The organism is Phycisphaerales bacterium (genome assembly GCA_035627955.1).
GTDB lineage: Bacteria > Planctomycetota > Phycisphaerae > Phycisphaerales > UBA1924 > JAEYTB01.
Genome location: DASPKU010000007.1, coordinates 12,618 through 24,307 on the forward strand (window position 1 = coordinate 12,618; position 11,690 = coordinate 24,307).

At 67.9% G+C, this 11,690-nt stretch carries 11 protein-coding genes; 3 read left to right on the plus strand and 8 right to left on the minus strand.

The window, feature by feature from the left end:
• Positions 1-357: 357 nt before the first annotated feature.
• Together VD997_06160 and VD997_06165 are read right to left on the minus strand one after the other, a co-directional pair.
• Positions 358-1,176, minus strand: coding sequence for a class I SAM-dependent methyltransferase (locus tag VD997_06160; protein HYE61559.1), 819 nt, complete (start codon positions 1,174-1,176; stop codon positions 358-360).
• Positions 1,177-1,401: 225 nt separating this feature from the next.
• Positions 1,402-2,358 (minus strand): mechanosensitive ion channel domain-containing protein, encoded by a 957-nt coding sequence (locus tag VD997_06165; GenBank protein HYE61560.1) that lies wholly within the window; start codon positions 2,356-2,358, stop codon positions 1,402-1,404.
• A gap of 270 nt (positions 2,359-2,628) precedes the next feature.
• On the opposite strand from VD997_06165, the gene VD997_06170 reads away from it, so the two are divergent.
• Together VD997_06170 and VD997_06175 are read left to right on the plus strand one after the other, a co-directional pair.
• A complete protein-coding gene (locus VD997_06170; GenBank protein HYE61561.1) occupies positions 2,629-3,624 on the plus strand; it encodes an RNA polymerase sigma factor RpoD/SigA in 996 nt (331 codons plus the stop codon).
• A 131-nt stretch (positions 3,625-3,755) separates the two neighbouring features.
• Complete coding sequence (locus VD997_06175) at positions 3,756-4,241, plus strand: SRPBCC family protein (protein ID HYE61562.1); 486 nt, start codon at positions 3,756-3,758, stop codon at positions 4,239-4,241.
• A 103-nt stretch (positions 4,242-4,344) separates the two neighbouring features.
• On the opposite strand, the gene VD997_06180 is transcribed toward VD997_06175, so the two are convergent.
• Positions 4,345-5,037: a hypothetical protein gene (locus VD997_06180; GenBank protein ID HYE61563.1), complete on the minus strand. Its 693-nt coding sequence runs from the start codon at positions 5,035-5,037 to the stop codon at positions 4,345-4,347.
• Positions 5,038-5,307: 270 nt separating this feature from the next.
• Here VD997_06180 and VD997_06185 point away from each other — a divergent pair, with 270 nt between their 5' ends.
• A complete protein-coding gene (locus tag VD997_06185; protein HYE61564.1) occupies positions 5,308-6,591 on the plus strand; it encodes a beta-ketoacyl-[acyl-carrier-protein] synthase family protein in 1,284 nt (427 codons plus the stop codon).
• A gap of 249 nt (positions 6,592-6,840) precedes the next feature.
• On the opposite strand, the gene VD997_06190 is transcribed toward VD997_06185, so the two are convergent.
• From VD997_06190 to VD997_06210, 5 genes are all read right to left on the minus strand, one after another.
• Complete coding sequence (locus VD997_06190; protein HYE61565.1) at positions 6,841-7,245, minus strand: GxxExxY protein; 405 nt, start codon at positions 7,243-7,245, stop codon at positions 6,841-6,843.
• Between the two features lie 80 nt (positions 7,246-7,325).
• On the minus strand, positions 7,326-8,423 hold the full coding sequence (locus tag VD997_06195; protein ID HYE61566.1) for a hypothetical protein: 1,098 nt from the start codon (positions 8,421-8,423) through the stop codon (positions 7,326-7,328).
• Positions 8,424-8,515: 92 nt separating this feature from the next.
• Positions 8,516-9,430 (minus strand): hypothetical protein, encoded by a 915-nt coding sequence (locus VD997_06200; protein ID HYE61567.1) that lies wholly within the window; start codon positions 9,428-9,430, stop codon positions 8,516-8,518.
• A 52-nt stretch (positions 9,431-9,482) separates the two neighbouring features.
• On the minus strand, positions 9,483-10,367 hold the full coding sequence (locus tag VD997_06205; GenBank protein ID HYE61568.1) for an FkbM family methyltransferase: 885 nt from the start codon (positions 10,365-10,367) through the stop codon (positions 9,483-9,485).
• A 29-nt stretch (positions 10,368-10,396) separates the two neighbouring features.
• Complete coding sequence (locus VD997_06210; protein HYE61569.1) at positions 10,397-11,638, minus strand: glycosyltransferase; 1,242 nt, start codon at positions 11,636-11,638, stop codon at positions 10,397-10,399.
• Positions 11,639-11,690 lie beyond the last annotated feature (52 nt).

The window sequence follows — 11,690 nt, forward strand, 5'->3', positions numbered from 1 at the left end:
CTCCTATGAGTCCTATCCACAACCCTGCACAACAGCATTCACTACAACCACTTACAACAATCTCCTAACAAAATCCAACAACACCGTTGCAACCCCTTCCAAATCCCGTACACTCCCCGCGTGTCCACGCCCCTCGAAAACCTCGAGGCCCTCTCCGCTCAGTGGCAGCGCGCCAATGCCGAGCACGCGCGCCTCCAGCAGGCCCGCCGCGACTTCGACCACGAGATCGCCAACGCCCCCGATTCCCGCGCCCAGCTCCGCGCCTGCACGAAGCTGCTCAAATCGCTCGAACCCGCCCTCCGCGCTCGGGGCTCACAATCTCGTGCTTCCCGCGCGTCCCATTGCTCACATGCCTCTTCACCGCCGCCGCAGCACGAACACGAAGTAGCCCGGCTCTCGCGCCGCCGCGTCCGCGCCGCTGCTGTCGACAACCCCCGCGATCTCCAGCGGCGACCGCTCGATCAGCGTGAGCCACTGCCGCAGGTTGTACGACCGCAGCGCGTACGTCGAGTCGAAGTGCGTCTCCTCATCGCCCCCGCGACGCCGCCGGCGAACCGTCACGTGGCTCACCACCCGCTCCTGCCGCTGGCCCTCCCCGCGTCGAGCATCCCCGCCCCCGCTCCCCGGCGGAAGGTACTGCACCACCTGCGTGACGCTGAGCCCTTTCGCGCGCCCGCTCCAGGTGTCCTCGGTCACGCTCTCCAGCCCATACGCCGCGAGCGAGAGCCCCACCGCGTACACGCCGTCGCGCCGCAGCACCCGCGCCACCTCGCCGAAGTGCGCCAGCATGGCCGCGTCGCTGCTCAGGTGCCGGATCGTGTTGATCAGGTTGAACGCGAAGTCCACGCTCCCCTCGCGCAGCCCGCACGCCTTGACGAACGACTCCATCGACGCCACCCGCAGCCGCACGCGCCGACCCACCCCCGCCTCGCGTGCCCGCGACCGCGCGTACTCGACCATCGCCTCGCTCAGATCAAACCCGACGCCACGAACACCGAACTTCGCGCCCCGGATCAGGTACCGCCCCGTCCCGCACGCGGGTTCCAGCCACAGGGGCGAGACCCGCCCCGCCGTGAACCGCCGTGCGACGCGCCGCAGCACCGCCACCTCCCCCGCCGTCCCCGGCGCGTGCAGCACGTCATATACCAGCGGGTCCGCATAGAAGTCGGTCGTCATCGGCCGCGGATGCTACACGCTCGCACTCTTCGCGTGCCATGGCGACGTCTTCGTCGCTATGACGAACCACCGTGCCACCCCGCACGCCTGGTCGCAGTGCGACCACATTGCCTCTCGCCGCGGACGCGGCCCACGACCCTAGCCGGGGGTGGCGTCCTCGACACCCCCGGACGAAACGTCGCGATCACCGCCGCCCCAGCGGGGCGGGTGATTCAACGCGCACTCTTAATTGTGCCCGTTCCGACCGAGCTCCGGCATCCCCGCCATCCGCCCCACGAACGCCGGCGTGTGCACCACCATCTGCGGGTACGGGATATCGATCCCCGCGCGCTCCAGCTCTTCCTTCACGCGCTTCACCAGCTGCTGCCGCACCGCGCCGTATGTGGCATTGGGCGCCCACACGGCCACCGTCCAATCCACGGAGGACGCGGAGAGGTTCTGGATCACCGCATCCACCGGACGCCCCGGCGCCAGCCCCTCCAGCCCCGACGCGGCCCGCAGCAGCGTCGTCCGCGTCTGGTCCACATCCGCCGCGTACCCGACGCCGACGTTGACCTCGACCTTGCGCACCTCGTGGTGCGTCACGTTGATGATGATCGAACCGAACACCTGCGCGTTGGGGATGATCACACGCCGGTTGTCGCCCGTGTCCAGGCGCGTCGAGAAGAGCTCGATCTCGTCCACCACGCCGGCCTGGCCCGCGACGACCACGGCGTCACCCACGCGGAAGGGGCGGAAGATCATGAGCATCACGCCCGCCGCGAGATGCGACAAGCTGCCCTGCACGCCCAGGCCAATCGCGAGGCCGACGGTGCCGAGGACCGTCACGAAGCTCGTCGCCGGAACGCCGAAGATGCCAAGGCACGCGATGACGACCAGCACAAGCAGCGCCCACCGCGCGAGGTTCGCGAGGAACTTGGAGAGGGTGACGTCGACCTTGGCCTTGGTCAGCCCCCGCACCATGGCGCGGACCAGCCACGCGGAGAGGATCCAGGCGCCGATGAGGAAGATGAGGGCGCCGACGACGCGCAGGCCATATTCGGTGAGCAGAGCGCCGGCCTTCTCGCCGATGACCTTCCAGTCGAAACCGCTCGTCGTGGTCGTGGTGGTCGTCGTCGTGGTCCCCTCGCCGGCGGCCTGCGCGAGCACCAGAACACTCAAGAGCTTGTCGAATACGAACATGTGCACTCCTCCCCAGGCCCTGTGGGCGCGATGTGGGCGGAACGGTATCCAGCTGGTGGAGAAACGGACACCCGGTGATCAACCCCGGTCGGGGCCGCCTGAACCGGATTTAGTCCCGCCTTTGCCGCTCGTTTGGGCGGCAGCTAAGCCCGCGTATTTGCTGGAGTTGGCGCATTAAGCCGGGCCCGGGCCAAGCACCGGCTGGCCACGGGGTGAAAGAGAATCACCCCGCGCTGCTGGCTCATTAATCCCACCCGCGATGATTCCGGCATGACTCAACCCAAGCCCGTTTCGTTCAACCGCTGGCAGTCCACCTCAAGAGGAGCAGAGAGCCGCGCCCGGGTCCGCCGCGAGCCCGAGCCCCGCACCTACTCGGCCAACGCCGAGGTGCAGTCCGACCTCCAGATCTACCTCCGCGAGATCAACCGCTACCCGCTGCTGACCGCCGAGGAGGAGCGGGAGCTGGGCTGGAAGATCATCAACGAGAACTGCGCCCAGGCGCGCGAGAAGATGATCCGGAGCAACCTCCGGCTGGTGGTGTCGATCGCCAAGCGCTTCACCAAGCCGGGCGTCTCGATCACCGACCTGATCGAGGAGGGCAACATCGGCCTGCTCCGCGCGGTCGAGGGCTTCGACCCCGCCAAGGGCGCCCGCTTCAGCACCTACGCGAGCTGGTGGATCAAGCAGGCGATCATGAGGGCTCTGCTCAACGCCGGCCACCCCGTGCACATCCCCGCGTACATGGTCGAGCTGATCAGCAAGTGGAAGACCGCGTACCGCAAGCTGGAGAGTGAGAGCGGGACCCAGCCCTCGCCCCAGGACCTGGCCAAGGCCATGAACCTGCCGCTCAAGAAAGTCCGCATCATCCGGCGGGCGCTGCGGGCGTTCCAGTCGCCCACCGGCGACGTGCAGAACAGCGCTGGCGACATGGTGAGCCTGTGCGACCTGGTCGCCGACCAGACCACCGGCACTCCCGAAGAACGGGCCCTGCACCGCGACGAGCTCAACACCCTCAAGATGCTGCTTGACACCATCGACGGTCGCGAGGCCGAGGTGCTCCGCCTCCGCTTCGGGCTCGACGGCTGCCAGCCGCTGACCCTCCAGGAAATCGCCGACGAGGTCGGCATCAGCCGCGAGCGGGTGCGTCAGGTGCTGGATGATTCGCTCAACAAGCTCAACGCGCGCCTGAACGACGATCGCCCGTCGCGCTACTTCCACCGGCGTCCGACGCCGCCCTCGGTCTCCCGCGGTCGCTACGGCCGCTGATCCGGTTCTCTCTTTCCCCCGCGACCTGACACGTGACCCTGGGGCCGGCACGTCTACGGACGGACGTGCCGGCCAGCCCAAAAGGGAGCGTCCGGGTGAATCGCACGAGCGGATCGCGCCGAAGTCACGGGGTGGACTACCTGCTTGAGCGCGTGCAGTTCCTGCCCTGTCCGGTGGACGAGGTGTTCGCGTTCTTTTCCGATCCGGCGAACCTCAACGACCTGACACCCCCGTCGCTGCACTTCCGGATCGTGACGGCACGCCCGATCGAGATGCGGCCCGGCACGCTGATCGACTACCGGCTGCGGGTGCACGGACTGCCGATGCGGTGGAGGACGCGGATCACGGCCTACGACCCGCCGCGCTCGTTCGTCGACGAGCAGCTCCGCGGGCCGTACGCGAAGTGGGTGCACACGCACACGTTCGTGCCGCACGTTGAGAATGGCGTCGACGGCACGCTGATGACGGACCGCGTGGAGTACGCGCTGCCGCGGTGGTCGCCGGGGTTCGTGAACCGGCTGGTGCACCGGGCGTTCGTGGCGCCGGACCTCACGAAGATCTTCGAATACCGGCGGGCGATGCTGGTGCAGCGGTTCCCGGCGGCGACTCACGTCTGAGGCGCGGCCCATGGAAGAGCCGCCGCGGAGCGGCGGGGTACCCAATGAAAAACGCCGCGGCGTTCCGGGCCAACGGCGTCAGTGGTGGGACGTGGTTGTGCGATCAGCGGCGGCGGCGGCGGGTGGCAAGGAGGGCGGCGCCAGCGAGGGCCGCGGCGCCAGCGGGGGCGGGCACGGGGGTGATGCGGTACTGGAGGAGGATGTAGTTGGTGCCGTCGCCGATGGTGGCGAGGTAGTTGCCGTTGTCGCGACCGGCCATGAAGCTGCCGTTGAGGCCGGAGATGTTGCTGAAGCTGCTGAAGGACTGGCCGCCGTTGTCGGAGAAGAAGATGCGGGCGCTGGTGAGGCCGACGGACTCGACCCAAGGCATGTAGTTGACGGCCTCCGTGGTGCCGAACTGCCACTTCCAGAAGAAGGCGGGACTGCCGTTCACCGTGGCGGTGGGCGGCATGAACATGGAGCCGTCGGAGGTCTTGAAGATGGCGTTGATGTAGAGGTCGTTGCCCTGGACGACCTCGTCCCAGGAGCCGAGGATCTGGCCGCCGCCGTTGCGGTTGTTGCCCAGGCTGGTGAAGCTGGCGCCGCGGGTGACGTTGACGTGCCCGCCCATGTTAACGGCGATGGAGTTGTCGTTGGCGTCGATCATGACCAGGCTCATGCTGGCGGCGTCGCCGGCGAGCACGGCCCGGCTGGCGGCGCGAGGGCCGTAGCCGCCCTCGTAGGGCGTGATGCCCGCGAGGGTGGGGGCAGCGGCGAGGGCGAGCCCGGCCGCGATGATGATGCTGCGAATGACCATGACACTCTCCACTCTCTTAGCCCGCAACTCCGGCCCGGTCATCGGGCGGAGCGCGCGTAGCCACAGCGGTCGGGTTGGGCGCACACACCAAACCCTGCGCGAGGCCAAGTCCCGGGTGGGAAGCCGCTCACTGGGAAACTAACCCGTTTTTTCGGGAAAACCACCAAAGGCGGCACTTTCCGCGCACGTGCTGCAATCGGCCGTTTTTCTCAACCACACCAGGGGAGCGTGCGACGTGTACATTGACTGGAGGGGGAGCACGGGAGCCTCATGGCGAGCACTCGCAGCGCGGCCATCACGGGCATGGGCGCGGTCACGCCGATCGGCGTTGGTCTGCCGGCCTTCGCGCAGGGGCTGCGCGAGTCCCGATCGGGCGTTCGGCTGCTGCGGTTCAGTGACGAACGGATCAAGAGCTCGGTGGCGGCGGAGTGCGCGGACTTTGATCCAGCGGCGGTGATGGCGGAGGCGGAGCTGGCGCGGGTGCCGCGGCTGGTGCCGATGGCCTTGGCGGCGGCGCGGGAGGCGGTGGCGCAGGCCCGCCTGCCGGTTGGGCACGGGGCGGACCCCGAGTTCTCGCGGACGGTGGGGCTGATCCTGGGGACGGGCGCGGGCGGGATCGACTTCACTCTGAACCAGGCGGAGGCGGGGCACCAGGGGAAACGCCCGAGCCTGTGGACGATCACCAACGCGACGCACGGGAACCTTGCGGGTGAGTTGTCGATCGCGCTGGGCCTGCGGGGACCGTCGCTGTGCTTGAGCACGGGGTGTGCGTCGTCGTCCGACGCCGTGGGGCTGGCGCTGGACCAGCTGCGGTCGGAGCGGCCGGGGACGCCGGACACGTGGATCGTGGTGGGCGCCGATGCGCACGTGCGGTGGGAGACCTTGTGGGGGATGGAACTGCTGCGGGTGATTTCGACGCGCGACTGGCGCGGCGAGCCTGCGCGCGCACACACGGCGTCGCGCCCGTTTGACCGCACGCGCGATGGGTTCGTGCTTGGCGAGGGCGCATGGGCGGTAGTGCTGGAGCGTCCGGGGACGGCGCGCCGGCGCGAGGTGCGGGCGCTGGGGCACGTGCACGGGTACGGGGCGACGTGCGACGCGTACCACCGCGTGCGGCCGGACCCCGAGATGGCGGAGAGCGTGCGAGCGATGCGGCTGGCGGTGGCCGACGCGGGGCTCGGGATGGATGACATCGAGGTCGTGCACTACCACGGCACGAGCACACAGATGAACGATGCGGTGGAGACACAGGCGGTGAAGAGCGCGTTCGGCGACCACGCGCGACGGCTGGCGGGGCACAGCGTCAAGGGAGCGATCGGGCACCCGCAGGGGGCGTCGGGGCTGGCGGCGATGGTCGCGACGCTCGCGGGGTTGTGCGGCGCGGATGGGGGTGCGCCGTTCGTGGTGCCGACCATCAACCTGGAGGAGCGGGACCCGGAGTGTGACCTGGAGTACACGGCGAATGTCTCGCGGGAGACTTCGGCAAGGGTGGCGCTGATCAACTGCCTGGCATTTGGGGCGAAGAACTCGGCGCTGGTTGTGGGTGCGGGGTAGCGAAGGCAAAGAGAGTTTCTCGCGGAGACGCGGAGACGCGGAGGGGAGACAGGATGCACCGGGGGGTCAGCGGCCTCCGAGTTGATTCGCACTTCTGGTGAGACCGCCATTGAAGAGGTCCGGGGCGAAGTGGTACACTGCGGATGTCTCGCTGGAGACTGCGGCGCGAGTGGCTGGGGGTAGCGGTAAGGAAGAGAGTTGCTCGCGAAGACGGAGAGACGCGGAGGGGAGACAAGATACCAGGTCTGGTCAGCGGCCTTCTAGTTGGTTGGCGATCCTGGTGAGACCGTCTTTGATGAGGTCGGCGCCGAAGTTGATCAGGAGACCGAGGCGGCAATCGAGCAGCTTCAAGTAGGTGAGCGTCTGCTTTTTGTGCACGGGCGCGATCGTCTCGACGCTCTTGAGCTCAATGAGCCCGGCGTCGTTGACGATAAGGTCCGCTCGGAAGCCCACTTCAAGACGGACATCATCCCATATGACAGGGACGGCAGTCTGCACCGCTACTTCGAAGCCGCGCTTGCGGAGTTCGTGCGCCAGGACCGCCTCGTACACCGACTCAAGCAGCCCGGGCCCGAGCCTGCGATGAACGTCGACGGAAACTTCCAGTATGGCACCGCTGATCTGGTCATACTGCGCGCGAGTGAGCGTTTGCATGATCGCGAGTCTAACAGCACGATCGACCGGCTCTCTCCCTCCGCGTCTCCGCGTCTCCGCGAGAGATTCCTCTTTGTTTGCTACAGGAAAATACCGAGCTTTCCGGCGATCCATGCACCGAGAGTGATGTAGAGGATGGCTCTGGTGCCGAAGGAGAGCACGGCGACGATCACGGCGTCGGGGAGTTCCATGTCGAGGTCTTCGTGGAGCATCCAGACGTAGGCGATCGACGCGAAGCCCATCGGGACGATCGGGACGGGCAGGAAGCTGAGCACCGTGTAGATGAGGTTCGCGACCGCGTACGCGCCCGAGATGCGCAGCGCAACGAGGTGCAGGGGCATGTCGAAGCCGATCCACGCGATTGCGCACGCGATGTACACGGCCATCATCGCTGGGATCGTCACGGCGAGGTCGATGATGCGGAAGAGCGGCCACTCCCAGCCGGGGTGGCGGAGGAGGTCGACGAGGAACACGCCGCCCAACCCGATCGCGAGCATGATCACAGGCTTGAGGTAGGCCCACTTCGTAACCTCGCGCGAGGTCGCGGCGTAGGCGCCCGAGCGGCGGGTGAGGCTCACCTTGGTGCCGCACTCGGGGCAGATCGGCTTCGTGAGGCCCGTGAGCTCATAGCCGCAGTTGCGGCACTTGGGGGCCTCGCCCTCCTGCTCGGTGAGCTTCTTGGGGATGCCGTTTCGGACGTCGTAGCCGCAGAAGGCGCAGATGGGCTCGTGCTTGTTCACCGTCTGCGAGCAGTTAAGGCAAATGCGCTTCTCGAGCTTGACGGTGGGGTCGGGCGGTGAGACGGAAAGGTCGGGGACCAAGCCGGCGTTGGCCGGCGCGGGGGGCGGGACGGTGCGGACGCGGCCGGGGCCGTGGTCCTCGGTGACCAGCAAGGCGTCTTGTGCGAGGGGGATGGGCGGGGGCTCGTGGGCGCGGCGGACGGGGGCGCGCGGGGTGTCGTGGACGGGGGTGGGGTTCGGCGCGGCGGGCGCGGTGACCGGCGGGTCGGTCGGCTTGCGGAGGCGCTGCACGGCGGCGGTGAGGGCCGCGGCGCACTGGGAGCAGTAAAGGCTGTGGAAGGGGTCCTTGGCGGCGGTGTTGATGGGTTTGCGGCAGCGGGCGCAGGGCTTGGAGCCAGGGGGCTGGCCTTGCTGGGGCTGTATGGGCGGGGTTGGCATGGGCGTGGGCAGACTAACAGCAGGACGCCGCGGGGGGTCAGTTGTGCGGATTAGAAGAGGGGGCGGGTGAGAAGGCATCCAGGCAAGAGGCATCAGGGCATCGAGGCAGGGTCCTCGGCCTTCTCGGGCTTGTCGGCCTTCTTGCGCTTCTCGTACTTGGGGGCGCCGCCGCCCTTGAACTTGGCGGCGAGCTGCTGGCCCTGCTCCTTGGTGAGGATCTGCATGAGGTTGGCCAGCATCACGCCCTGGGCCTTCTTGTCCTTGTTGTCGATGCCGCCGACGGCGTAGCTGCTGCAGAGCTTGCGGAGCTGCTTCTCCTGCTCGGGGGTGACCTCGATGGAGTCGAAGAGGTAGTGGTAGAGCAGCGTGCCGCTGCGCTCACAGCGCCTGTACGCGGCCTCGATCTCGCGGCCCAGGCTCTTGAACTTCTCGTCGATTACCGCGCCCACGCGGCCCTTGGGCTTGCCCATGTCCCTGGGCGTCTGCTTGTCCTCCGCGGCGATCGCGTCCCAGTACTCCCTGAGCAGGCGGTCGAAGTGCTTGCGGTCTTTCTCGGGCAGGGCGGCGCGGACCTGCTGGTCGAGCGGGCCGTCCTCGCGGAGGGCCTTGCTCTTCTCGAGGGTCTCGGCGAACAGCGCAAACTTCTCGCGCCCGGTGGCGCTCTCGGCGGTGATGAGGCGAGACATGAGGTCGAGGTTCTCTTCGATGAACTTCTCGAGGGTGCGGGCGCGCTTGGCGAATACCGCATCGACCTTGGCGCGGGCGTCCTTGTCGAGGCTGAGGAGCTTGGCCGCGGCTTCTTCGGGGGAGGTCTCGGGGCGGCGGACCTTGCCGTCGAGGTCGCGGGCGGCGATGGTGGGGCGGGTGGTCTTGTCGGTGACCTTGGGGCCGCTGAGGGGGGCGGGGTTGCCGGGGCGGGTTTCCTGCGGTGCGGGCGATTGCGCGAGAGCGGCGGGAGCTGCGGCAAGGGCGACGGTGACGATCAGGCTCATGATGACGCGGTGCATGGCGGCTCCCGGAGTGCTCAGTGTACTTGGTGGGTCAACGCACGCGCGGGTTTCAGGGGGCGTCGTCCAGCGGGGGGGGCGGGGGCGGCGCCTGGCCCAGAAGGCGGCGCATGAACAGGGGCCAGAGGCCCTTCCCGGTGCGGGCGTCGTAGTGCTGGAGCGCGTAGGCGGCAAGGTCGTGGGAGTGGTAGCAGTCGTTCACGATGACCGCGAGTTTCAGGAGCTGCTCGGGCGAGAGGTCACGGAATCGCATGAAGTCTTTGATGTATACCGCGTCCGCCCACATGACCTGGTTGATGCGCCTGCCGGGATCGCCGGCCGGGGCGAGCGGTTTGAAGCAGCGGCCCTGCCCCTCGCCCATGATGTGGATGCAGAAGCCCTGGCGGCGCAGCTCGGCGTCAATGTCCGCGAACAGGGGCTGACTGATGTACATGGGGAGGAACTCGACCTCTGTCTGCACGACGACAGCGTTCTTGAGCAGCCGTTCGCCGCCCCTGAGGACATCGAGCTCGGCCCCCTGCACATCGATTTTGAGCAGGTCCATGCCAGTGATCTCCGGGATGTCATCAAGGCGGCGGGTGTTGACGCTGGACCGCTTGATCGGAGTCGTGATCTCCTCCAGCTGATTGAAGCGGCGGAGCAGCGGAAGGTTGGGTTCGAGGAGGCTGGAGGTGAAAGGCGCGGTGCACTGCTTGAACTCGGCGCTGTTGCCGTCGCCGATGAAGTAGGGGAGGAACCGCTGGTTCTTGCCGCAGGTGCGGTTGAGCTTTTCGCACTCCTCGGGGATGGGCTCAAACCCAACAACATGCCCGACGCCCTGCTGCACCAGCGGCTGGTACTCGTTGGTCGCACCGGCGAGAATCATCGCGCCGACGTCGATGATGTCGATGGATGGCGCGGCAGAGCCGAGGAAGGTGGCCAGGTTGAGGTGGGGCATGGGACCATGATACTGGCCGGGGTGGGTCATCAGGCGGAGGCACGCAGGTCGCCGGGGGGTTCGAGGCGGGTCATGCGGAGGGTGGCGGTGCGGGCGGCGGCCTGGCCGTAGAGCTCCTCGAAGCGGGCGATGAGGCGGTGCTCGTCGAACTGGCGGAGGGCCCAGGTGCGGGCCTTCTGGCCCATGCGGTCGAGGATGCGGGGCTGCTGGAGGAGGCTGGCGAGCTCACCGCAGAGGCCTTCGGCGGTGGGCTCGACGATGGCCGCGCCGCCGCTGCCCTGGATGTCGCGCCAGATGTCGACGCCTTTGGTGGTGACGACGAGCGTGCCGCACGCCATGGACTCGATGAGCACCAGGCCGAGGTTTTCCTGGCTGGTGGGGAGCACGAAGAGGTCGCACGCCTGGTAGAGCGAGGTTTTCTCGACACCTCCCACGTGGCCGACGAAGTGCGTGCGTTTGGCGATGTTGAGCGACTCGGCTTTGCGGCGGAGGGAGTCGACGTACTCGGACTCACCGGTGCCGGCGATCGCGAGATTGAAGTCGTGGCCGCTGCGGGCGAGCATGGCCGCGGCTTCGAGGAGGGCTTCGGGGTTTTTCTTGTAGTGCAGGCGGGAGAGGAAGAGGATGGTGGGCTTGTCTTCGTTGAGGAAGGGGAACCGGGCGTGCGCGGCGTCGGGGCCGGGCAGCTCGCGGTAGAGCTCGAGGTCGATGAGGTAGGGGATGACGACGGTGCTGCCCATGGGGAGCCAGCGGCGGGCCTGCTCGGCCTCGGCGGTGGCGGTGCAGTGGATGCGCCAGGCCTTCTCGAGGAAGTAGCGGCCGCCGAGGGAGAGGTAGACGCGCTTCTTGAGGTAGCGCTGGGCCATGGACCAGTCGTCGAGCATGCCGTGGAGGCTGATGATGTAGGGCACGCCCATGTCGCGGGCCTGTGCGGCGAGCTGCATGCAGGTGGTGGCCCAGAGGCAGTGCAGGTGCAGGACGTCGGCCTGGCTGAGCTCTTCGCGGACGCGGTCCATCGCCTCGGGGGTGAAGAAGTGGTCGGCGATTCCGGGCTTGCCGAGGGAGATGACGCGGGGGAGGCGGTGGTCGTGCGGGGGTTCGCTGGGGCGTGTGTCGTCGACGAGCCAGGAGGCGGGGGTGTCCGTGGTGTCGTCGGCGAGGATGGTGGAGCAGTGCCCGTGGGCACTGAGAACGCGGGCGATGTCGAGGACGAAGCGGGGGACGCCGCCGTCGCGGAGGTCGGTGCGGGGGACGTAGTGCAGGATCTTCACGCGTGGTCCCTCCGGCCGGGTTGTCGGTCGGCATGGAAGGGTGCACGCTGAG